Below are 22,197 nucleotides of genomic sequence, written 5' to 3' on the forward strand. Positions count from 1 at the left end.
AAATGGCCAGCCTATCACCTGAGCTTCTCATCTGGCTCCAAAGCGTTTTTACGTCAGGAAGTGAATTAATCAGAGGTTCCCTAGAACAATAATGAAACAGAGATCCATGCCCATGTCCGAATTGGCCGCGGGACGTCTGCCCGATAACCGTTACTTGCTTTTCCGGGTGTTCAAGTACACCGTCTATCTCCTGCTCACCTACAACGTTTACGCCTTCTTCGTGGAGAACCACGCAGCTGCCGGTGCTGTCTTCTCCGATGGGCTGCAGTGGGGACGGGTGATCGAGGCTTACAACGATTCCATCGACACCCTGGCCTGGGTGTTGTTGTTATTGGTGTTCGAATTGGAGACATTTGTGTTGGACGACCGCCTGATCCGCGGCTGGGTCAAGTGGTCGTTAAACGCGGTTTCCACTGTCTGCTACCTGTTTATTACCTATTCCTGCTACGGCTATATCGCGGAGATGGTTCATCTGACCGACTTGTCGCCAGTGGTGGAGACGGCTTGTGAACTGGCCGCACAGGGCGGCTGGCAGCTGGTGGTAGGGCAGGATGACTATGTACCTCTGGCTGCAGGAAACTGTGCGTCGCTTGGCGGAACACCGCTACTGCGCCTTGCTGATGCGGCGGTTCTCGGCTCGGCCGCTACCTGGAGTGCTATCAAGTGGCTGGCCTGGACCGATGTGATCAACGCCAGTGCGTGGTTGTTGGTGGTCGTTATTCTGGCTTTTGAAGTGTGGCTGCAGCTGCGGCAGAAGCTCTCCGAGCGCGTTATGCGCTGGTCGCAGATAGTAAAAGGGAGCTTGTATTTCACCCTGTTCCTGTGTGCAATTTATTGGGGCGTCAGCGGCAGTTTTCTGGATTTTTGGGATGCCTTCCTGTGGCTGGTGGCCTTTTTCTTTATTGAGATGAATCTGTTTCAGTGGCAGGCGGAGACCCGTGGCGAGTAAAAAAGTGGAGGAATCTCTGACTGGCCCGCGCCAGCGCGAGCACGTCAGAGATTTGGTTACCCCGCTATTGAGATGCCTGGATAAAGAAATCGCGCAGATAGCGGAACAGTTTACGCTGGTTGGTGGGCGGTTTGTTGTTTTTGATTTCCCTTTGCGAGTCCCGTATCAGCTGGCGCAGCTGTTGGTGATCCGCATGGGGGTAGCGATAGAAAAAGTCGCTCTGCGCGGCGTTGCCCTCCTGTAGCAGCCGCTCGCGCCAGTCCCCGGCCATCTTGTCGAAGCGCAGGTGCTGCTGGTCCCGTTCCTTAAACCGCTCCAGTACTTTCTCTATGGCGTCGACGTCGGCACTGCGCATCAGGCGTCCGATATACTGCAGTTGGCGCCGGCGCGCTTCATTGGATTTGATCCTGTGCAGTGTCTCTACCGCCTCTCGCAGATCTCCGTCTAGTGGCACCTCCGCCAGCTGCGCGGCGGACAGTTCGGTCAGCCGCTTGCCCAGTTCCTGCAGCTGGTGCATTTCTTTTTTCAACTGGGTTTTGCTTTTCGGCAGTTCTTCTTCGTAATCGTCAAATTCTTCCATTGATTCTTCCGCGTAATGCGTTAAGCGAAATACCAGGTGGCCAGACCGAGGAAGGACAAAAAGCCTACAACGTCGGTAACTGTGGTCAGGGCCACACCACCGGCCAGCGCCGGATCTATGCGCATGGCGCGCAGGGCCACTGGCAGTATGGCGCCGGCGAGGGCGGCGGTGAGCAGATTGATCACCATGGCGGCGACGATCACCAGTGCTATGCGGCTGTCATTGAACCACAGCGCGGTGATCGCCCCCATCACCAGTGACCAGAGCAATGCATTCAGGGCCGCGGCTCCCAGCTCTCTGGACAGCAGCCAGTTTAAGTTACTGCGGCCGATCTGCCCCAGGGCCATGCCGCGGATGACTACTGTGAGTGTCTGGCTACCGGCGACACCCCCCATGCTGGCGACGATTGGCATCAGCACCGCCAGTGCCACCACTTTATCCAGAGTGCCCTGGAAGAGGCTGATTACCCAGGATGCCAGCAGCGCGGTGAGCAGGTTGATGCCCAGCCAGACAGCGCGCCGGCGGGCGGTGCGCCGCACAGGGGCGAAGGTGTCCTCTTCTTCGTCCAGGCCGGCGAGACTCATCAGTGAGTGATCGGCATCTTCGCGGATCACGTCCACCACGTCGTCGATGGTAATACGGCCGACCAGGCGGTTGTCCTCGTCCACCACCGGTGCGGTGATCCAGTCGTATTTCTCGAACAGCCGCGCGACTTCTGTGTCGGGCATATCCGCGGGAATGGGGTCCACATCGGTGTTCACCACCTCGCGTACTGTCACCGAGGGGTCCGTGGTCAGCAGTTTGGATAGGGGCAGTAGGCCGATGTACTGACCTTTGCGGTTGACTACAAAGAGGCTGTCGGTGGACTCGGGCAGCTGCTCGTGGCGGCGCAGATAGCGCAATACCACATCCAGGCTCAGATTGGGGCGCACGGAGATGGTATCCGTGTCCATCAGGCCGCCGGCGGTTTCCTCATCATAGGCGAGAACGTCCTCCACGCGCGCTCGGTCCGTCTCGCTCATGGCGGAGAGGACTTCGGCCATTACCCGCTCGGGCAGGTCCTGGAGTATATCGGCGACGTCGTCGGCATCGAGCCCTTCCATCACCGCCACCATTTCCTCTGTGTCCATGGTGGCGAGTATCTGGCTGCGCACGTCGTCGCTTAGTTCCTGCAATACCTCGCCTTCGACTTCGTGGTCGATCAGTTTCCACAGTACTTGGCGGATACGTGGCGGTGAGCTCTCCAGCAGTTGCGCAACGCTCTGCGGTGTCAGGGTGCTGAGCATGCGCCGCACTTCACGCCCGGTGCCGCTGTCGAGCGCGGCGAACAACTCACCCAGCTGGTTTTGCGCGCGGAACTTGATATCAGCCGGGGGTTGGTTGGGCACGGAGGAACCTCTTGAAACAGGACACTAAATGCGCGGCTCAACCCTCTAATGGGGCTTGGCCGGTGACCGCGATCATACTATCAGTGCGTGTGGAAATCGATTGTGGAGAGGGGAGGCTGCTTCTGCGTGGAACTGCTTTATTCCGCCTCGCCGAAACGGTCCGCCACCAGTTTGGTAATCGCGTTCAGTGCGTCTTCCTCGTCGCGGCCGGTAACTTCCAGCTCCAATTCTGTACCCTTCCCCGCGGCTAGCAGCATCAGCGCCATGACACTCTTCCCGTCCACGCACTTGCCGTTGCATTGCACCTTCACGTCGGCGGAGAATCGCGCGCAAGTCTGTGCAAACTTGCTGGCGGCTCGGGCGTGCAGCCCGAGTTTGTTGACTAACTGGAGGCGGCTTTTTTGCATGGGGGATCTGTTTTCCGAGGTTACCTCTGTTGTTCGCGATGGCGAATTTGCACATTATCGAATTGGACGGCAAAGGTTTTCGCCAGTTGCTCGACCATGTACACGGAGCGGTGTCGGCCTCCGGTGCAGCCGACGGCGACGCAAGTATAGCTGCGGTTGCTCTGCTGATAGGAGGGCAGCCAGTGCTGCAGGAAGTTTGTAATGTCCCGCTCCATTGCATCTGTTTCCGGCTGGGCGCGCAGAAATTCTACGACTTCTGGGTCCTGGCCGGTCTTTTGGCGCAGCTCAGCCACCCAGTAGGGGTTGGGCAGGCAGCGCAGGTCGAATACCAGGTCTGCGTCCACGGGCACGCCGTGTTTAAAGCCGAAGGACTGGAAGAGGATCGCCATGCCCGGTGATTTTTTCCCAACCACCCGGTTCTTCACCAGATCGCGCAGTTGGTGAAGGCTGAGACTACTGGTGTCGATGACTAGATCGGCCATGGCCGCCAGCGGGGCGAGCAGCTCCTTCTCCCGATTCAGGGCTTCGAGCAGGTGGGTCCGGTTGTCGGAGAGCGGGTGCTTGCGCCGGGTTTCACTAAAACGCTGCACCAGTACCGGGGAGCGGGCGTCCAGGTATATGACATCGCACTGCAGGCCGCTTTCGCGCAGCTGGCCGATGACCCGCGGTGCCTGTTGCACGTCCTGCCACAGGTTGCGCGCGTCTATGCCGAGCGCCAGGCGGGGGCCGTCGGGGGCCTCGCGGGTCTCGTCCGCTGGGGGGTGCTCGCGCACCCGCCGCACCAGTTCGGGCAGCAGGCTGGCGGGCAGGTTGTCGATACAGTTGAAGCCGACATCTTCCAGCAATTGCAGGGCGGAGCTTTTTCCGGAGCCGGAGCGGCCGCTGATAATTACCAGGCGCATTGGGCGGTCCTTTTTCAGCGCTTTGTGGTCAGGCAACGATAGCTTATCTGTGTAGGATGACCTGGGCGAGGGTTTTACGGCGGTCCCCGCTCCGGTACAGATTATGCAGCGGCAGTGCTGTTGATTGCCAGTGCGTAGAGTTCGTCATTGGTCCGGGCTTGGCGGAGTTTTTCCCTGATCCGGCTGTCGCTGAACAGGGCGGCAATTTCCGCCAGGGTGTCCAGGTGTTCCTGCTCAGAGTTTTCCGGGACCAAAAGGGCAAATAGCAGATCCACCGGTTGGCGGTCGGCGGCATCGAAGTCTATCGCCGGTTCAGTGGTACAGAGTACGCCGATGGGGCGCTCGCAGCCGGGCAGGCGACAGTGGGGAATAGCCACACCGTCACCAATCCCGGTAGAGCCGAGGCGCTCGCGGGCGATCAGCTGGTTAAAAATGGTATCGGCATCGTGTTGTGGATACTGCTCGGCGATGGCCTGGGCGATGTCGAGCAGCAACTTCTTTTTGCTGCTCCCCGCCAAGTGACAGAGGGTCAGGCGGGGAGAAAGTAGTGCGTCCAGTGTCATAGTCAGCGGTGGCTCTGCAACTTCTCTTTGTATTTTTTCAGTTGGCGATCCAGCTTGTCGGCGAGGGCGTCTATGGCCGCGTAGATATCTTTGTCTTCAGATCCCGCGCAAAGGTCATGCCCGTTGACGTGTACTCTGGCCTCGGCTTTCTGGATCAGTTTGTCCACGGACAGGATTACCTGCGCGGTGGTGATGTTGTCGTAGTGTCGGGAGAGCTTTTCCAGCTTGCTTTCGCAGTAGTCGCGAATGGGAGGAGTGAGATCCAGGTGGTGGCCACTAATGTTGATCTGCATGGATATCTCCTTTTTGAGCGCATCGCTAGGCGGCGCCCTCCCGTTTGGGCCGCAACCCTACAAGGAAGTGCGCCAGAATGGAAGCATACACTCAAAGTTTGGACGTCGGTCGCGCATGGGGTGGAGCGGAACGCCCCGGTAATGTGACCACCTAAAGGTCAATGGTCAGTATTGCCGCGTTGTGTTGGGTGTCGCGGCGGTATTGAAGGTGCTGCGCTTTATACCAACCGCTTGCGCTCACTGGAAGACGGGATGCCCATCGCCTCGCGGTATTTGGCCACAGTGCGGCGCGCCACCTTGATACCCTGTTTGCCGAGTTCCTGGCTGATTTTGTTGTCTGACAGGGGTTTGCGCGGTTGTTCCGCATCGATCAGTTTGCGGATCAGGGCTCGGATCGCGGTGGAGGAGGCTTCCTCGCCGGAGTCAGTGCTCACATGGCTGGAGAAGAAATATTTGAGCTCGAAGACGCCGCGGGGGGTGAGCATATACTTCTGGGTGGTGACGCGGGAGATAGTGGATTCGTGCATGCCGATAGTCTCGGCGATATCCGCCAGCACCATGGGTTTCATCGCCTCGGGGCCATGTTCGAAAAAGCCCTGTTGCTTTTCGACGATGCTGGTGGCCACTTTCAGCAGAGTTTCATTGCGGCTCTGCAGACTCTTGAGAAACCACCGCGCTTCCTGCAGGTGATCGCGCAGGAAATTGTTGTCACTGGAGTTGTCGGCGCGCCTGATCAGTGACGCGTAATTGCTGTTGATGCGCAGGCGGGGCGTGGTCTCGGGGTTTAGCTCCACCAGCCAGCGCTGCTCCTTGCGGCGGACGATGATATCCGGAATCACGTACTGAGGATCTTCGCCACCGAAGGCTTCCCCGGGATTGGGGGTCAATGTCTGGATCAGGCGCATCACCTCTCCGAGCTGTTGCTCGTTGAGGCGGGTGCGGCGGCTGAGGGTGCGGAAGTCGCGCTTGCCGAGCAGGTCCAGGTGCTGTTCGACCACTGTCAGCGCTTGCTCCAGCCAGGGAGTGTCGGGCGGTAACTGGCGCAGTTGCAGCAGCATGCATTCGCGCAGGTCGCGGGCTCCGCAGCCTGTGGGGTCGAATTGCTGAATGGTCTTGAGCACCGCCAGGACTTCGTCTTCCTCCACCTCAAGGGCCGCGGCGATATCGGCCGGTGGCGTTTCCAGGAAGCCGTTCGGCGCTATGCCGTCGATCAGGTTCTCGCCGATCAGCTTGTCCTGAACGGACAGGGAGGTGAGGTTGAGTTGCCAGAGCAGGTGATCGTGCAGACTGTCGGAGGCGGCGTTGCGCTGTTCCAGAGCCACTTCCTCACCGTCGCCGCCGCTGTAGCTGCCACTGCTGTAGATATCTTCCCAGCGGGTATCCACGGGCAGCTCATCGGGAATATTCTGGCTCCAGTCGCCGCTATCCGCTTCTCCGGCCTCCACATTCCCTTGTTCGGTCCCCGTCGGATCCGTCGACTGCTCGCCGGTATTTTCCGCCTGGGCAGGTTCCTCTCCGTCGACTTCCAGCAGGGGGTTGCTGTCCAGCGCCGATTGCACCTCTTGCTGAAGATCCAGAGTCGACAGTTGCAGCAGCCGGATAGCCTGCTGCAACTGGGGTGTCATGGTCAGCTGAGTGCCAAGCTTTAGCTGGAGAGACTGCTTCATAGTGAGGGACTGCGAAATCTTGTGGCGGATGAATTTGCTAAAAATCCAAGATGTCGCAGACTAACCCTCTACAAAGCGGATTACAAGCAATAACTGTGCCGACTTTTTAGTCGCTGGTGGGGGTTGGGGAGTGTTACGGCAAGCTGTTTTCCGCGTATCCACCGACTTGGGGGCAGCTACCGCGTTGGGTTGTCAATCGCGTGCGGCGTTCATTCGGGAGTGAGTGAATTCGGGGCCTGAGCGCCCCGAAGCCCACCGCAGCTCCCGTGTGAATGATCTGGGGCCCTAGATCGTGAATTCGTGACCCAGATAGACCTCTCGCACCTGCTGGTTGGCGAGCACCTCTTCGGGGGTGCCGGCGGCGATAATGTGTCCTTCGCTCACTATGTAGGCGGTTTCGCAGATATCCAGGGTCTCGCGCACGTTGTGGTCGGTGATCAGTACGCCGATACCGCGTTCGCGCAAGTGACGGATAATCTGCTTGATATCATTGACTGAAATGGGGTCTACACCGGCGAAAGGTTCGTCAAGCAGTACGAAATCGGGGTCCGTGGCCAGGGCCCGGGCGATCTCAACACGGCGGCGTTCACCGCCGGATAGAGCCATGCCGAGGCTGTTCTCAATGTGGGTGATGTTGAACTCTTGCAGCAGTTCCCGCACGCGTTGCTGCCGTTCGGTCCGGCTCAGGTCCTTGCGGGTTTCCAGGATGGCGAGGATGTTGTCGCGCACGGAGAGACGGCGGAACACCGAGGCTTCCTGGGGCAGGTAGCCAAGGCCTTTGTGCGCACGCCCGTGCATGGAAAGACGGGTAATATCCTCGTCGTCGATCAGGACCTGGCCTGCGTCGGCCTGCACCAATCCGGCGATCATGTAAAAGCAGGTGGTTTTGCCGGCGCCGTTGGGACCGAGCAGACCGACCACCTGGCCGCTGGTTACGTTGATGGAGACGTCCTGGACGACTTTTCTTTTTTTGTATTGTTTGGCGAGGTGTAACGCTTTCAGCGTTGGCATAGTGTATTCCGAGTTTGATTTTAGGACCGGCTCTTTGGCCCGTTTCATGGAGGTTCCGCCGCTTATAACCCTTCGCGGGAGTGCTCCCGGCGGCGAGGCGCCGCGGGGATCGGGTTTCCGCGCCAAGATAAAGGGAGCGGGTTATTGCTGCTGTTGGCCCTCGTCGGTTTGTTGGTCGCTATTCTTTTTTTCCGGCTTCCAGATCATTTCCACGCGCCCGTCGCCGGACTGTCCCTGGGCCTGCATCTCTTCGCTTTTCAGGTCGTAGTCGATTTTTTCCGCAGTCAGGGTATTGCCGTCCCGGTTTACGTGGGCATCGCCGATCAGGTGCAGCTCGTCGGTGCTGACAGTGAATTCGATACGTCGCGCCCGCGCCTTCACTGGGTTCTGGCTCTGTACCATCTGCTGTTGAAAGTGCGCCGGCCGACCGGTGGCGATCACGCGGCTGATCTCGCCAGTGGCGTTGCCGTGCACTTCCACGCGGTCGGCGCGGATCTGCAGTGAACCCTGGGTGATGACCACGTCGCCGCTGTAGACGGAAAGATTTTTGCCGCGGTTGGCTTCCAGCTTCTTGGCCTGCACTTTGATCGGTTGCTCGCGATCCTGTGGCAGAGCCAGGCCCCGGGTGCCCGGAAGCAGCAGGGCAATGGCGGCGATGAGCCACAGATGACGGAGTTTATTTGCTTTCATAGCTGCTCTTAACATCGGAGAGGATTTCCACCCGGTCCTCCTTGAGGAAGGCGCGCAGGCCCTTGCCGGAGGTGATATTGGGGCCGGCGGTAATGGTAACAACTTTGTCTGTCTCAGCGTATTCCTGGCGCGGTTTGATAGTGATGGCCTGGGTATCCAGGCGGATGCCTCCCGCTTCCGGCAGTTCGTTGATTTTGACATCGCCGCGCAATACCACCCGCTCGCCATTATTGTGGGCGACACCGCTTCTGGACTCGGTGCGCCACTTGGGTTGGTGCGCCTGGTAGAAGAGAAAGCGCGGCTCGGTCAGATCGGCGCGGTCCCGGCGCTCGAACTGGAAATAGGTGATCTGATCCGCGTCTACGCGATAGGCGAGGGTGCCCTCTTCGTTGAAGTGGCGCGTGCGGGCGTCGCGGATAATCAGATCCGCAGCCTTTTTCTGTTGCTGGGGAGTGGGGCGCTTGCCGAGCAGCTGTTGCGGCGGGCTCTCTGCAAACCAGAGTCCGGCACTGATCAGCAGTACCACGGCGACCAGGGGCAGCCAACTGCGCATTACTCTTCTCCGAGGTAGGGCGCCAGGGCGGCGTCAAAGGTACCCTGGGCCTGCATTATGCGGTCGCAGACTTCGCGTACTGCGCCCTCGCCGCCGCGGGCCTGGGTGATCCACAGAGCCCGCTCGCGCACTGGCGGTGCGGCGTTGGGAACGGAGATGGGGCAGCCGATACGGGTCATTACCAGTAGGTCCGGGTAGTCGTCGCCCATGTAGGCGATATTTTCCAGGCAGCAGGGCTCGTCGGTAAATAGCTCTTGCAATGCGGAGAATTTGTCCTCGCGCCCCTGGATTAGTTTTTCGATCCCCAGTTCGTGCGCGCGCCGCTCCACCACGGTGCTGCGCCGGCCCGTGATAATGGCAACGCGTACACCGGACTTCTGCAGCATTTTGATGCCGTGGCCGTCCAGGGTGTTAAAGCTTTTGAGTTCGTTGCCACTGCTGTCGAAACTCAACTTGCCATCGGTCAGCACACCATCCACATCCAGTACCAGCCAGCGGACTTTTTTCAGGGCTTGAGTGAGTTTTTTTTCTGAGGTCACAGGTGACTTGTCCTTAATGTATTTGTGGGGCCTCGCCGCCGGTTTTTTGCCGTGGGTGAGTAAACCCTGTGCTTGCTGTCGTTGCCCGGTGTCGTACCGAGTTTTGCAAAATGTTCCGGGGGCGGTGCTTGTGTATAGAGTATCGGTGTTTGTGCGGCGGTGGATCAAATCACCCCGGCGCGCAGTATATCGTGCATATGCACCACGCCCACTGGTTGGTGTTCCTCGCCTTCTACCACCAGAGCGGTAATTTTGTGGTCTTCCATGATGCGTAGGGCCTCTGCCGCCAGAGTTTCTGCAGAGACAGTTTTAGGGCGGCGGCTCATGACTTGGTCCATGGTCGCCTTATCCAGTTCCACTTTGTGGTCGATAACCCGGCGCAGGTCACCGTCGGTGAAGACACCGAGTAGAGAACCTTTATGATCGACCACTGTGGTCATGCCGAATCCCTTGCTAGTCATCTCCAGCAGGGCTTTTGGCAGCAGTGTCTCGGGGGAGACTTGTGGCAGTTCATCGCCGGAATGCATGACGTCCTCTACTTTTAGTAGCAAGCGCCTGCCCAGGGCGCCGCCGGGGTGGGAGAAGGCGAAGTCTTCGGCAGAGAAACCCCGTGCTTCCAGCAGCGCAACCGCCAGGGCGTCGCCCATCACCAGGGTTACGGTGGTAGATGAGGTGGGAGCCAGTCCAAGGGGGCAGGCCTCAGTTTCCACGGCGATATCCAAATTGACATCCGCCGCTTGTGCCAAGGGAGAGTCAGCCTTGCCGGTCATACTGATCATGGGGATACCCAGCCGCTTCAGCAGTGGCAGCAGGGTCAGTACTTCGGCGGAGGTACCAGAGTTGGAAATGGCGATGACCAAGTCATCGCGGGTGATCATGCCCAGGTCGCCGTGGCTGGCCTCGCCCGGGTGCACGAAAAAGCTCGGGGTGCCGGTGCTGGCCAGAGTGGCGGCGATCTTGCGGCCGATGTGTCCGGATTTGCCCATGCCAGTGACGATAGTGCGGCCGCCGCACTGTAGGATGAGCTCGCAGGCGCGCTTGAAGTCTCCATTGATACGTTCTTCCAGCTTGGTGACGGCTTCCGTTTCCATCAGCACGGTGCGGCGTCCCGCTTGTAAGATCAGGTCCTGGGTCATCGGTTGTCTCTGATTTCAGTCTTTAATGTGAAAATCTGTGCAGAGCTGCCGTCTTGTGGCAGCTGGTGCCGGGTTTGGCCCCGGTGTCTCTCCGGCGTGCTAACCTCATCTATAGGATGATTTGTACGACGCTCGGCGAGGCGGAGCGGAGCATAGCTACGACGTGCCGCCACAACGCAGGGCGCGGCCATGGTATAGTTTGCCGCCGCCGCTGTCAGCTCCGCCGGTCAATGGATGATCCGGAGGGCTGCGGAAGAATGGCGGTTATCTGTAATAGCGGCGACGCGGGGCACTTTGATGCCCTTTTTGCGTCCAAGGATCGATTTGCCAACGGGAGAATTTGTGTGAACGTATTGTCATTGAATGGTCGAGTGGGATTTGCAGCTTGGCTGAGGGCCGCTTTGTGCACTCTATTCGTATCCGCCTGGGCCTCCGCCGCAAGCGCCGCCCAGAACCCCTACGCCATGATCGAAGGGGTTTCCGAGAATTTGCTGGGGGTGATCCGCGCCAATGCTCAGTATCTGGAGTCAGACCCGCAGCGCTATTACAGCGCGGTGGACAGCGTTCTGAACCCCGTCGTGGATTTTAATTTTATCGCCCGCGGAGTGATGGGGCGTTATGCGAAACAGGCGACTGCAGACCAGCGCGCGCGCTTCGCTAGTACTTTCCGGCGCGATCTGGTAGCGACTTTTGCCCGCGGTGTGGCCGGTTTTGGAAGTATGGATGTGAAGGTGGTCAATCCTGGCTCCACTCCCAACGGCAATCGTGTCAATGTGTTGCAGGAAGTGCGCAGTAAGGAAGGGGTGACCAAGGTTTCTTACACGCTGGTGCGCAACCGCGCCGGTCAGTGGAAATTGATCAACGTGATTTTGAACGGCGTTAACCTTGGCAAAACTTTCCGCAGTCAGTTCGCCCAATCCATGCAAACTTACGGCGATATAGACAAGGTGATCAGCAACTGGTCCGCAGCTGAGGAGGTCGCTGACCAGGTCGGGTAATCTGCCCATCTGCGGGATGCGCGCGGCGGCTGCTGCGCGGCCCGCTGGTTTCCAGTACACTTGCGCGCTGGTTTCAACGCAACGTTTTTCCCACCTATGCAAGCCGATGATATCAAAGCCCTGATCGAGGGGCAGATCCCCGACAGCCGCGCCGAGGTCGCTTTCGAAGGCAGCCACCTGATGGTGACCGTAGTGAGTCCCGCTTTTGAAGGTTTGAGCCGGCTGAAGAAACAGCAACTGGTCTATGCGGCGCTCAGCGACAAGATCGCCGACGGCACCCTGCATGCGGTTCAGATGCAGACGCTCACCCCTGAAGAGGCTGGCCGTTAGGTCGCCGCTCAATCGGACAAACAGACGCTAAGCCGAATGGACAAATTAATTATCGAGGGCGGCAGCCCTATTGCCGGCACCCTGAAAATTTCAGGGGCCAAGAACGCCGCGCTGCCGATCCTCGCCGCGGCATTGCTGGCGGACGGGCCAGTACAGATCCACAATTTGCCGCACCTGAACGATATCACCACTATGATCACCCTGCTGCGGTGCATGGGTTGCGAGGTTACCGTCGACGAAAAACTGGGGGTGGAGATTGATCCTCGTCCAGTCAACGATCTCACGGCACCTTATGAGCTGGTGAAGACAATGCGCGCCTCCATCTTGGTGCTGGGGCCTCTGTTGGCCCGCCACGGGGTGGCCAACGTCTCCTTTCCCGGCGGTTGTGCCATCGGTAGCCGCCCGGTGGATATCCACCTAAAGGGACTGGAGGCCATGGGGGCGGAGATCACGATTGACGGCGGTTTTATCCGCGCCCGCTCCAACGGTCGTCTCAAAGGCGCCAATATCGTGATGGAAAAGGTTACCGTTGGGGGCACGGAAAATCTCTTAATGGCGGCGGTGCTGGCGGAGGGTACCACGGTGCTGCACAACGCCGCGCGGGAGCCGGAAATCGTCGACCTGGCGGAGTTCTTGATCGCCATGGGGGCGCAGATTGAAGGTGTGGGTACAGATACCCTGCGGGTGCACGGCGTACCGCGCCTCAGTCCCTGCTCCTTTACTGTGATGCCAGACCGCATAGAAACGGGGACCTTCCTCGCTGCCGCTGCAGCGGCGCGCGGCAGAGTGCGTTTGACGCACACTCGTGCGGATATTCTCGATGCCGTATTGGTTAAGTTCGAGGAGGCCGGTGCGCATATCTCTTGCGGAGATGATTGGATTGAGCTGGATATGAAGGGCAACCGGCCAAAGGCGGTCAGTTTCCGCACGGCGCCCTATCCCGCGTTTCCCACCGATATGCAGTCCCAGTTTACTGCGATGAATGCTGTGGCCGAGGGCAAGGGTGCAGTGGTGGAAACCATTTTCGAGAACCGTTTGATCCAGGTGCACGAGCTCAATCGGATGGGGGCCAATATCCTTCTGGAGGGCAATACCGCCATTGTCACTGGGGTGGAGAAACTCAAGGGGGCACCAGTGATGGCTTCCGATCTGCGCGCTTCCGCCAGCCTGGTGATTGCCGGCATTGTGGCCGAAGGTACCACTGTCGTGGATCGCATCTACCACATTGACCGCGGTTACGAGTGCATTGAGGAAAAGTTGCGGCAACTGGGAGCGAATATTCGCCGAGTGCCTGGTTGACCTAGACGGGAGCCGGTTGTCGCGAGGTTCCGCTACCGGCATCTGGCTTTTGCGTTTCTATCCGCCGCCACTGAATAAATCGAAATGACTTATAAGCGATAACAGCTATGCAGATCACCATTGCGCTGACCAAGGGGCGAATCCTCAAGGAGACCCTGCCATTGCTCGCAGCCGCGGGGCTCGAGCCGCTGGAGGATATTTCGCGCAGCCGCAAGCTGATTTTTCCCACCAATCAGCAGGGCGTGCGCCTGCTGATTTTGCGTGGCGTGGATGTGCCCACCTATGTGCAGCACGGCGCCGCGGATATGGGGGTTGCCGGCAAGGATACGCTGCTTGAGCACGGCGCCGACGGTATCTACGAACCGCTCGATTTGGGTATCGCCCGCTGCCGACTGATGACCGCCGGTGTCAAGGGGGTGGAGCTGCCGCAGGGACGTATCAAAGTGGCCACGAAGTTTGTGCGCAGTGCCAAGCGTTACTACGCGGCCCAGGGGCGCCAGGCGGATATCATCAAACTGTACGGCGCCATGGAACTCGCGCCGCTGATGGATTTGGCGGATGAGATAGTCGATATCGTCGACACCGGCAATACGCTGAAAGCCAACGGCCTGGAACCCCGGGACACCATTGCTCATATCAGCAGTCGCCTGATCGTCAACAAGGCGTCGATGAAGATGAAGTACCAGCCCATCAATGCCCTGATTGAAAAGCTCGCCGCCGCCGCAAAGAAAAATTAACCTTGCAAACAACCCCGTAGATACAGCCATGACGATCGACAGCATCCGCCGTCTCAATGCCGCAGACTCGGATTTTAATGCGCAGCTGGACCAGCTGCTGGCGTGGGAATCTGTCGCCGATAAGAGTGTGGAGAGCAGTGTTGCGGAAATTCTGCAGCAGGTGCGAAGCCGTGGCGACGCAGCGGTGATTGAATACACCAATCGCTTTGACCGCCGCCAGCTCACTAGTGCCGGTGAGTTTCAGCTCTCTGCGTCGGCAATGGCCGCCGCCCTCGAGCGCACCCCCCACGCGGAGCGGGCGGCGCTGGAACAAGCCGCCGAGCGGGTACGGGATTACCACCAGCGCCAATTGCAGGTGTCCTGGCGTTATACCGAGGCCGATGGCTCAGTGCTGGGTCAGCAGATAACGCCCATGGAGCGGGTCGGTGTCTATGTGCCCGGTGGCAAGGCCAGCTACCCGTCCTCGGTACTGATGAATGCCATTCCCGCCAAGGTCGCTGGTGTCGACTGCGTGACAATGGTGGTGCCTGCCCCGGATAACCAGTTGAACGACTTGGTGCTGGCGGCTGCGGCCATCGCCGGGGTGGACCGCCTCTACACCATTGGCGGTGCCCAGGCGGTAGCAGCGCTGGCCTATGGTACAGAGACCGTAGAGAAGGTGGATAAGATTGTCGGTCCCGGCAATATTTTCGTTGCCGCTGCCAAGCGCGCCGTGTTTGGGCGTGTCGCTATCGATATGATCGCCGGCCCCTCGGAAATTCTGGTTATCTGTGACGGCAAGACAGATCCCGATTGGATTGCTATGGATTTGTTGTCCCAGGCGGAGCACGATCAGCAGGCACAGTCGATACTGCTGAGCCCGGACGCGGCTTTTTTGGATAAGGTGGAAGTGTCGCTGCAAAGGCAGTTGGCGGAATTGCCTCGGCGGGAAATCGCCGCCCGCTCGTTAGCGGATCGCGGTGCGCTGATTCAAGTGGCGTCCGTTGAGGAAGCTATTGCGGTATCCAATCGCATAGCGCCGGAACACTTGGAGGTATCCGTGGAAGACCCGGAAAAATACCTGCCGCAAATCCGTCATGCCGGCGCTATTTTTCTCGGTCGCCACACTGCCGAGGCACTGGGGGACTACTGCGCCGGTCCCAACCACGTGTTGCCCACCAGCGGCACCGCGCGCTTTTCTTCTCCGCTGGGTGTTTACGATTTCCAAAAGCGCAGCTCCGTTATTTTTTGTTCGCCGCAGGGCGCCGATACCCTGGGCCGGGTGGCCGGCACGCTGGCGCGGGGCGAGGGTCTGGAGGCGCACGCGCGTTCGGCGGAATATCGGGTAAAGGATTGATACCCCGAGTGCGTGGCAACCGCCCGCAGTGCGAGTACAATCCCCCAAGATGCCTGTGATGCAGAGTATTTTGGGTCTTTAAAAATGAAAAAAATAGTTGTTCTTTCTATTTGGGCTGCCATCTTTTTTCTTTTGGGAGGCTGCGCAGCCACCAATAAATTCAGCGTGGTGGAATACCAGCAGACAATGGATGCAAAGTTTCCGCCCCTGGCCGTTTTCTCAAAAGTGCCCGATGGTGACTTCAGGCAGCGTTGCGAAGCAGTCAATAAAGAGTCTCTGTTGAAGCAATGCAGCTTCAATACCATTGATTACTCGCAAATCTACCAAGAGCTGAGCCAATCCGGGCTGTTTAAGTCCGTGCACCTAGCCAACGATGCGGTGCCCTATCAATTGTTGATATCGTCAGCGATGTATGACAAGACCAGCGCAGTGGAATTGGGGCAGGCGGCAGTGGCTGGCGCAACGCTGATGCTGGCGCCGGTAAACACTTCGTGGGAAATTCACATAGACGCGGCGCTCACTTGGCACGGGCATTTGATCCGGCGCTACCAATATGAAATTCCGTTTACCTCCAGCGTCAATCTGTTCAGCGAGCACGGCAGCATGGACAGGGATCAGGCCAGGGCAGTGGTTTCCCGGTTGATTGCCGATTTTCAAAAAGACGAGGCGCTCTCACCGGGAGTGCTGTATCGCTCTCTGGAGGCAAGCAATTATGAAACTGAATTGCACCTGCCAGAGGCTGTGGGGGAATACCTCGCCAACCCCTTAGTAATGTTTCGGCACCCTTTATACGGCGCCCAGGCTCGCTATGAGCACAAGCAATTTCAGTTTGATTTCGTCGATGTTTCCGTCTATCCGGTTCCCAGCTGGGAGTGGGTGGATGAGAAGAGCGTGCTCGCGCGGGAATCGCTGCGCGTGCGCAAGGAAATGGAATACATGGAGAAAAAGGGGCAGTGGAGGGATTTAAGCCTTGGTGATGATGTATGGAACTATTGGCACCGTGCTGATCAGCAGGTGCTCGTGCTGGAATTGTCCGGTGGCTTCTCGGTAGTAGCGGACGAGGCCCGCTATCACACCTATGCATACCTCTTTTTGTTAAAAGACAAATTTGTCAAGGTGGCGGCCTCCTTTAGCGGGGAAGGGCGTGATAAGAAGGATGTTGAGTTGTTTGCGCGGGAACTGTTGGCGTCCGTCGAAGTCCCCGATGAATCGCACTTTATGGCGCGTGTGCGGAAGGTGTGGAGGGATGGCCAGCCTTCACAGCTCTAAAGAGTTGCCTGTGCATCACGTGTGCGCCGTTTTTGCCCCTGGGCGCTCCCCCGGCTATTTCTAGCGCCCTGGGAAACGAGCTGCTTCCCGAGCCTCTGGGGGCGACGCCACTATTCATCAGAGCTCAGCTGCGGCGTTGTGTGTTCGGTCTTTCCGAGACAGTAGCTTCGACAGTATCGACCACGCCATCGCGTATGAAGGTGATAGATATGGTATCGCCGGGGCGCAGAGTGGCCATGGTGGCAACACCGCGCCGGCCGTCATTGATCGGGAGGCCGTCGATATGGGTGATTACGTCGCCGGGCTTAAGCCCCGCATGGTGCGCGGGCCCCTGATTGTAAATGGCCGTGATCAGCACGCCGTTGGTGGAAGCCAGATTGTAATTGCGCGCCAGTTGCGGAGTCACCGCCTGGGCCTCGATGCCCAGCCAGCCTGGCACTACCCGGCCGTACTCAATGATGTCTTGCATCACTTTGAAAGCGATATTGGCCGGTATTGCAAAGCTGATGCCGCCGGAGTAGCCGGACTGATTGAGAATGGATGTATTGATTCCCAATAGGCGGCCGTGAGCGTCCACCAAGGCGCCGCCGGAATTGCCCGGGTTTACCGCTGCATCTGTCTGCAGGAAATTCTGCAAGTAGCCGCCGGCACCGGTGGCGGCCAGGTTCAGGTTGCGCTCGCCGGTGGCGCTGATAATGCCTTGAGTGACGGTCTGTCCCACACCGAACGGGTTGCCGATGGCGAGTACCACATCTCCCACCTGGGCTTTTTCCGGTTCTCCAACTTCGATAGACGTGAGACTGGGCAGCTCGATTTTTAGTACTGCCAGGTCGAAATCCGCATCTGAACCCACCAGCTGGGCCTGTGCTTCCCGGCCATCCGCCAGTAACACCACTATGGCATCCGCCTCATCCACTACATGGTGATTGGTGAGAATGTAGCCGTCATCGCTAACAATGACGCCGGAGCCCAGATTGGACTGCATGCGCTCCCGCTGGGGGAGGTTCATGCTGTTGAACAGGCGCTGAAACAGGGGATCGTTGAAAAGCGGATGCTGTCGCTGGGGCACGGCCTTGCGCGTGTAGATATTGACCACCGCCGGTCCCGCGAGGCTCACCGCGCTGGCGTAGGAAACCGGCCCCTGCCATTCTCCCGCTTGCGGAGACGGTGCCCCGTTGCGCAGCTGTGGGAACACGAACAACAGCAGTGCCGCCACTGCCAGTCCAATGCCGGTGGGCGCGGCCCAGTCTTGAATAAAACGTTGTAGGGACACTCTCGACTCCTCGATTTGCGGCCATTATACATGGGTGCAGCGGTGAAGCCGTTGGTCATCGCCCGCAGATCCGTATAATGGCGGGTCCAAATTTTGTGACCCGCCTGCTTTTCAAGTTTTTGGAGATCGCTATGTCCCTGGTTCGACCCCACGGCAGTATGGAGCTGCAGCCCCGGTTTGTGTATGACGCTGAAAGGCATCACCAGCTGATCCATGAGGCGGAGTCGCTTCCGTCCATCGTGGTCAGCTCCGCTGCCGCGGCCAATGCGGTAATGCTGGGTGCCGGCTATTTCAATCCGCTGCACGGTTATATGAATCTGGCCGACGCCCTGAGCGTTGCCGAATCGCTGCGTACCGTGGACGGCCTTTTCTGGCCGGTGCCGATCGTCAATATGGTTGAGGACACCAGTGCCATCGAAGGGGCATCCCGTATCGCGCTGCGCGACCCCAATGTCGAGGGCAATCCGGTTTTGGCGATCATGGACGTCCAGGCAATAGAAACGGTGTCCGAGGAGCAGATGGATACCATGGTGCAACAGGTGTTTGGCACCTTAGATGAAAAACATCCGGGTGTGGCCACTTTCCGCTCCGCCGGCCGCCAGTTAATTTCCGGTCCCATCGAGGTGCTGAACTTCAGTTACTTCCAAAGTGACTTCCCGGATACCTTCCGCACCGCGGTGGAGATCCGCAACGAATTTGCTGAGCGCGGCTGGAGCAAGGTGGTGGCCTTCCAGACCCGCAATCCGATGCACCGCGCCCACGAGGAGCTGTGCAAAATGGCTCTTGAAGCGGTGGATGCCGACGGTGTACTCATTCATATGTTGCTGGGCAAGCTGAAGCCGGGCGACATTCCCGCAACCGTGCGCGACGCCGCGATACGGAAGATGGTGGAGCTCTATTTTCCCAGTAATACCGTGATGGTGACCGGCTACGGTTTCGATATGCTCTATGCCGGCCCGCGGGAGGCTGTGTTGCATGCAGTCTTCCGCCAAAACTGTGGTTGCAGCCACTTGATCGTCGGTCGCGACCACGCCGGGGTAGGCGACTACTACGGTGCTTTTGATGCGCAGACCATTTTTGATGAGAAAGTACCGGAGGGCGCGCTGGAGATTGAGATTTTCCGCGCCGACCACACGGCCTACTCAAAAAAGCTGAATAAAGTGGTGATGATGCGCGATGTCCCGGATCACACAAAGGAAGATTTTATTCTGTTGTCTGGAACCAAGGTGCGCGAGATGCTGGGAGATGGCATAGCTCCGCCGCCAGAATTCTCCCGCCCTGAAGTGGCTCAGATTCTGATGGATTACTATCAGAGCCTGTAAGTAATAAACAAAAAAGGGCGGAGTGTTATCCGCCCTTTTTTGTTTGCAATCGCTTGGGGTGCCCCTGATATGGTTGCCCAAGTGCTGCGACACCTGGGCTGGATTGGGGGGTTAGCGTGTCGCGGTGCCTTCTCCGCTCAAGGGCTCTTTTTCCAGGCCGAAGTCTTCTGCCAGGGTGCCCTTGGCCCCGGGTTCTTTCGGTGCCCAGTCCCGCGGCGGGGCGACGACTTCCTGTAGGTGCTCATCGTTGTCGCTCAGTTTCCCGCTGCCCGCTTCCAGCATTTGGCGCCCGATGTCCTGGCTGGAAAGGCGCAGGGCGCTGTTGGCCAGATATTCGTGCACTTCCCGGTAACTTTCGGTGAGGTTGTGGACCAGCTGGGCAGTTTGGTCAAAGTGCTCGTTAACCTGCAGCTGAAAATCCTCCAGCTTCTGGTTGGCCTCCCGCAGGCGCAGTTCCAGCTCCTGGGTGCGGGCTGTACTGTTGCCGCGGCTGCGTACAGCCAGGAAAGCGAGCAGGGCGCCCAGTGCCAAGCCTAGGATACCCACCAGAATCAATAGCGAAGTAGAGTGCACTAATGCTTCCTCCTCTAGATAAATGACAGCAGCGGTCGTCCGTGACGGAGTGGCCGGCGGTGATGGCCGGCGCTGGGCTATGAGTATACGCGAATAGTGCCGCGCCGTCGGCTAGTCGGTCAGTCGTTGAATTTGATAGAGTGCGCCCCTCGTAAGAAGGTAGTTGATTTTCTCGCCAGTTATGTCCCTAGTCAGCAGTTCCCAACTCTCACCGCTTGAGCGTTATCGGCGCGATCTGCAGCGTCCGGATTTTATTGCCGATCCGGCGCAGGAAAGCGCGGTACGCGAGCTGCAAGATCTGTACACGCGCCTGTTGCAACGGGAGAGGGGGAACGGAGGCGGGCTGTTCGGGCGTGTCCGGCGTTTGTGGCAAGGCGCAACCGAGCCCGAGCGCGGCCTCTATTTCTGGGGCGGGGTAGGGCGGGGTAAAACCTACCTGATGGATGCATTTTTCGAGTCGTTGCCTTTCGAGCGCAAGCAGCGCACTCATTTTCACCGCTTTATGCGTGAGGTGCACCGGGAGCTGAAGGCGCTAGCGGGGGCGAAGAACCCACTGGAGCGGGTGGCGGACCGCATCGCCGCCAGGGCAAAGGTCTTGTGCTTCGATGAGTTTTTCGTTTCCGATATTACCGATGCGATGATACTCGCCAACCTTCTCGGCGCTCTCTTTCAGCGAGGAGTGACTTTGGTGGCCACCTCCAATATTGAGCCGGAGGGGCTCTATAAGGATGGTCTGCAGCGAGCGCGTTTCCTGCCCGCCATCGCTCTGCTGAAGCGGCACACCAAAGTGGTCAATGTGGACAGCGGTGTCGATTACCGGTTGCGCGCGCTGGAAATGGCGGAGCTCTATCACTCACCCCTGGGGGCAGTGGCGGATGCCAGTCTGGCCCGCAGCTTTGCGCGCTTAAGCGTGGAGGGTTGTGAAGTGCGGGAAAGGGTGGATCTGAGTATTGAGGGGCGCCCCATCCGCGCGTTGAAAGTGGCCGACGATGTGGCCTGGTTCGATTTTGCTGCGCTCTGTGACGGCCCGCGCTCACAGAATGACTACATAGAGCTGGCGCGGGAATTCCATACCGTGCTGCTGGCTGGGGTACCGCGCTTTGACGAGCGTATGGAAGCGCAGGCGCGGCGGTTTATTAATATGGTGGACGAGTTCTACGATCGCAGCGTCAAGCTGGTGATTTCCGCCGAAGTGCCGGCCGAGCAGCTGTACGGTGGCAAACACTTGCGATTTGAGTTCGAGCGCACAGTCAGCCGGTTGCTCGAAATGCAGTCCCATGAGTATCTGGCCCGGCCGCACCGCCCCGGCTGAAGGGGGGATTGCGCCTGACCGGACAGGCCTCGGTGGCTTCTGGGGGCGGGGTGTGGAGGCGGGGAGGAAAGCGTTCAAATTCGCTTGAAAAGCGAACACTCCTTATGTACTATCCGCGCTCTTTCGTGGGACGGCCCCATTCCGGGGTCATATTACAGGTGTTTATAACATGAAGACTTACAGTGCCAAACCGGAAGCGGTAAAACGCGACTGGTACATTGTCGACGCTGCGGGTAAGACGCTCGGCCGTATTTCTGCCGAGATCGCTCACCGTCTGCGCGGCAAGCACAAGCCTGAATACACGCCCCACGTGGACACCGGTGATTACATTATCGTGATCAATGCCGAGAAGGTCCGCGTGACCGGCAACAAGGCCAAAGACAAGATCTACCACAGCCATTCCGGCTATCCCGGTGGTCTCAAATCCATCAGCTTCGAGAAGCTGATCGAGAAGGCGCCCGAGCGCACCATCCAGAATGCCGTCAAAGGCATGCTGCCGAAGGGTCCGTTGGGTCGCGCCATGTTCAAGAAGCTGAAGGTGTACAGCGGTAGCGAACATCCTCACGCGGCGCAGCAGCCGATTGAACTGGCGATCTAAACGGGAATACTCTTATGGCAACTACTCAATACTACGGTACCGGCCGCCGCAAGACCTCCACTGCCCGCGTCTTTATTGCGCAGGGTGAAGGCAAGATCACCATCAACGGCCGCTCCCTGGATGAATATTTTGGCCGTGAGGTGGCGCGCATGATCGTGCGTCAGCCGCTCGAAGTGGTCGAAATGACTGACAAATTTGATATCAATGTCACCGTGAAGGGTGGTGGATCTTTCGGTCAGGCGGGTGCTATCCGCCACGGCCTGACCCGAGCCCTGATCCAGTATGATGAAGGGCTGCGCCAGCCGCTGCGCTCAGCGGGCTATGTCACCCGCGATGCCCGCGCTGTGGAGCGCAAGAAAGTGGGTCTGCGCAAGGCGCGCAAGAGACCGCAATACTCCAAGCGTTAAGCTTTCTTTCAGGCCCGGCGAACGCCGGGCTTTTTTGTGTCTTCGGGTCCCCCTTCCGGGTGGGG

The 22,197-nt window shown here is 58.8% G+C and carries 25 protein-coding genes; 11 read left to right on the forward strand and 14 right to left on the reverse strand.

Going from position 1 to position 22,197, the window contains the following annotated elements; all coding sequences use genetic code 11:
* Positions 1 to 91: 91 nt before the first annotated feature.
* A complete protein-coding gene (locus BM155_RS00965; RefSeq protein WP_254773075.1) occupies positions 92 to 949 on the forward strand; it encodes a hypothetical protein in 858 nt (285 codons plus the stop codon).
* A 64-nt stretch (positions 950 to 1,013) separates the two neighbouring features.
* On the opposite strand, the gene yjgA is transcribed toward BM155_RS00965, so the two are convergent.
* The 12 genes from yjgA to BM155_RS01025 all read right to left on the reverse strand — a co-directional run bounded on the left by yjgA (position 1,014) and on the right by BM155_RS01025 (position 10,678).
* Positions 1,014 to 1,529, reverse strand: a complete 516-nt coding sequence (gene yjgA / locus BM155_RS00970; protein ID WP_074900579.1) for a ribosome biogenesis factor YjgA — start codon at positions 1,527 to 1,529, stop codon at positions 1,014 to 1,016.
* A gap of 20 nt (positions 1,530 to 1,549) precedes the next feature.
* Entirely contained in the window at positions 1,550 to 2,893 is a 1,344-nt protein-coding gene (mgtE, locus tag BM155_RS00975) for a magnesium transporter (RefSeq protein WP_407939291.1), read from the reverse strand.
* A 161-nt stretch (positions 2,894 to 3,054) separates the two neighbouring features.
* Complete coding sequence (locus BM155_RS00980; RefSeq protein ID WP_074900583.1) at positions 3,055 to 3,324, reverse strand: HPr family phosphocarrier protein; 270 nt, start codon at positions 3,322 to 3,324, stop codon at positions 3,055 to 3,057.
* A gap of 20 nt (positions 3,325 to 3,344) precedes the next feature.
* Positions 3,345 to 4,226 carry an RNase adapter RapZ gene (gene rapZ / locus BM155_RS00985; protein WP_067152197.1) on the reverse strand — a complete coding sequence of 294 codons (882 nt, stop codon included), beginning with the start codon at positions 4,224 to 4,226 and terminating at the stop codon, positions 3,345 to 3,347.
* A 101-nt stretch (positions 4,227 to 4,327) separates the two neighbouring features.
* Positions 4,328 to 4,789 (reverse strand): PTS IIA-like nitrogen regulatory protein PtsN, encoded by a 462-nt coding sequence (gene ptsN / locus BM155_RS00990; RefSeq protein ID WP_067152199.1) that lies wholly within the window; start codon positions 4,787 to 4,789, stop codon positions 4,328 to 4,330.
* A 2-nt stretch (positions 4,790 to 4,791) separates the two neighbouring features.
* Positions 4,792 to 5,082, reverse strand: coding sequence for a ribosome hibernation-promoting factor, HPF/YfiA family (gene hpf, locus BM155_RS00995; protein WP_067152200.1), 291 nt, complete (start codon positions 5,080 to 5,082; stop codon positions 4,792 to 4,794).
* 218 nt (positions 5,083 to 5,300) lie between these two features.
* Complete coding sequence (locus tag BM155_RS01000) at positions 5,301 to 6,749, reverse strand: RNA polymerase factor sigma-54 (protein ID WP_067152202.1); 1,449 nt, start codon at positions 6,747 to 6,749, stop codon at positions 5,301 to 5,303.
* 285 nt (positions 6,750 to 7,034) lie between these two features.
* Complete coding sequence (gene lptB, locus BM155_RS01005) at positions 7,035 to 7,760, reverse strand: LPS export ABC transporter ATP-binding protein (RefSeq protein ID WP_067157483.1); 726 nt, start codon at positions 7,758 to 7,760, stop codon at positions 7,035 to 7,037.
* A 141-nt stretch (positions 7,761 to 7,901) separates the two neighbouring features.
* Complete coding sequence (lptA, locus tag BM155_RS01010) at positions 7,902 to 8,450, reverse strand: lipopolysaccharide transport periplasmic protein LptA (protein ID WP_074900585.1); 549 nt, start codon at positions 8,448 to 8,450, stop codon at positions 7,902 to 7,904.
* Positions 8,437 to 9,003, reverse strand: coding sequence for an LPS export ABC transporter periplasmic protein LptC (gene lptC, locus BM155_RS01015; protein ID WP_067152206.1), 567 nt, complete (start codon positions 9,001 to 9,003; stop codon positions 8,437 to 8,439). Before lptC ends, lptA begins: the two co-directional genes overlap by 14 nt.
* Entirely contained in the window at positions 9,003 to 9,542 is a 540-nt protein-coding gene (locus tag BM155_RS01020) for a KdsC family phosphatase (RefSeq protein ID WP_067152208.1), read from the reverse strand. The genes lptC and BM155_RS01020 overlap by 1 nt, the downstream gene beginning before the upstream one ends.
* 164 nt (positions 9,543 to 9,706) lie before the next feature.
* Positions 9,707 to 10,678 carry a KpsF/GutQ family sugar-phosphate isomerase gene (locus BM155_RS01025; protein WP_067152210.1) on the reverse strand — a complete coding sequence of 324 codons (972 nt, stop codon included), beginning with the start codon at positions 10,676 to 10,678 and terminating at the stop codon, positions 9,707 to 9,709.
* 344 nt (positions 10,679 to 11,022) lie between these two features.
* Between BM155_RS01025 and BM155_RS01030 the strand changes: the two genes are divergently transcribed.
* From BM155_RS01030 to BM155_RS01055, 6 genes are all read left to right on the forward strand, one after another.
* Positions 11,023 to 11,676, forward strand: a complete 654-nt coding sequence (locus BM155_RS01030) for an MlaC/ttg2D family ABC transporter substrate-binding protein (RefSeq protein WP_074900912.1) — start codon at positions 11,023 to 11,025, stop codon at positions 11,674 to 11,676.
* A gap of 96 nt (positions 11,677 to 11,772) precedes the next feature.
* The gene (locus tag BM155_RS01035) at positions 11,773 to 12,006 is read left to right on the forward strand and encodes a BolA family protein (protein WP_067152212.1); all 234 of its coding nucleotides are present in this window, start codon (positions 11,773 to 11,775) and stop codon (positions 12,004 to 12,006) included.
* A 36-nt stretch (positions 12,007 to 12,042) separates the two neighbouring features.
* Positions 12,043 to 13,305: a UDP-N-acetylglucosamine 1-carboxyvinyltransferase gene (gene murA, locus BM155_RS01040; RefSeq protein ID WP_067152214.1), complete on the forward strand. Its 1,263-nt coding sequence runs from the start codon at positions 12,043 to 12,045 to the stop codon at positions 13,303 to 13,305.
* A 107-nt stretch (positions 13,306 to 13,412) separates the two neighbouring features.
* Positions 13,413 to 14,042 carry an ATP phosphoribosyltransferase gene (hisG, locus tag BM155_RS01045; protein ID WP_074900588.1) on the forward strand — a complete coding sequence of 210 codons (630 nt, stop codon included), beginning with the start codon at positions 13,413 to 13,415 and terminating at the stop codon, positions 14,040 to 14,042.
* Positions 14,043 to 14,070: 28 nt separating this feature from the next.
* Positions 14,071 to 15,378, forward strand: a complete 1,308-nt coding sequence (gene hisD, locus BM155_RS01050) for a histidinol dehydrogenase (RefSeq protein WP_074900590.1) — start codon at positions 14,071 to 14,073, stop codon at positions 15,376 to 15,378.
* A 186-nt stretch (positions 15,379 to 15,564) separates the two neighbouring features.
* Complete coding sequence (locus BM155_RS01055) at positions 15,565 to 16,647, forward strand: hypothetical protein (protein WP_139223109.1); 1,083 nt, start codon at positions 15,565 to 15,567, stop codon at positions 16,645 to 16,647.
* A 124-nt stretch (positions 16,648 to 16,771) separates the two neighbouring features.
* On the opposite strand, the gene BM155_RS01060 is transcribed toward BM155_RS01055, so the two are convergent.
* A complete protein-coding gene (locus BM155_RS01060; protein ID WP_067152222.1) occupies positions 16,772 to 17,920 on the reverse strand; it encodes a S1C family serine protease in 1,149 nt (382 codons plus the stop codon).
* Positions 17,921 to 18,051: 131 nt separating this feature from the next.
* On the opposite strand from BM155_RS01060, the gene sat reads away from it, so the two are divergent.
* Entirely contained in the window at positions 18,052 to 19,242 is a 1,191-nt protein-coding gene (sat, locus tag BM155_RS01065) for a sulfate adenylyltransferase (protein WP_197463056.1), read from the forward strand.
* A gap of 111 nt (positions 19,243 to 19,353) precedes the next feature.
* Here sat and BM155_RS01070 read toward each other — a convergent pair whose 3' ends face one another.
* The gene (locus BM155_RS01070; RefSeq protein WP_067152224.1) at positions 19,354 to 19,815 is read right to left on the reverse strand and encodes a Z-ring associated ZapG family protein; all 462 of its coding nucleotides are present in this window, start codon (positions 19,813 to 19,815) and stop codon (positions 19,354 to 19,356) included.
* A gap of 181 nt (positions 19,816 to 19,996) precedes the next feature.
* Here BM155_RS01070 and zapE point away from each other — a divergent pair, with 181 nt between their 5' ends.
* The 3 genes from zapE to rpsI all read left to right on the forward strand — a co-directional run bounded on the left by zapE (position 19,997) and on the right by rpsI (position 22,132).
* Positions 19,997 to 21,127 (forward strand): cell division protein ZapE, encoded by a 1,131-nt coding sequence (zapE, locus tag BM155_RS01075; protein ID WP_074900597.1) that lies wholly within the window; start codon positions 19,997 to 19,999, stop codon positions 21,125 to 21,127.
* Positions 21,128 to 21,296: 169 nt separating this feature from the next.
* Positions 21,297 to 21,725 (forward strand): 50S ribosomal protein L13, encoded by a 429-nt coding sequence (gene rplM, locus BM155_RS01080; protein ID WP_067152228.1) that lies wholly within the window; start codon positions 21,297 to 21,299, stop codon positions 21,723 to 21,725.
* A gap of 14 nt (positions 21,726 to 21,739) precedes the next feature.
* Positions 21,740 to 22,132, forward strand: a complete 393-nt coding sequence (gene rpsI / locus BM155_RS01085; protein ID WP_067152230.1) for a 30S ribosomal protein S9 — start codon at positions 21,740 to 21,742, stop codon at positions 22,130 to 22,132.
* The last annotated feature ends 65 nt before the right edge of the window (positions 22,133 to 22,197 follow it).

This window comes from Microbulbifer thermotolerans (assembly GCF_900112305.1).
GTDB classification, from domain to species: domain Bacteria; phylum Pseudomonadota; class Gammaproteobacteria; order Pseudomonadales; family Cellvibrionaceae; genus Microbulbifer; species Microbulbifer thermotolerans.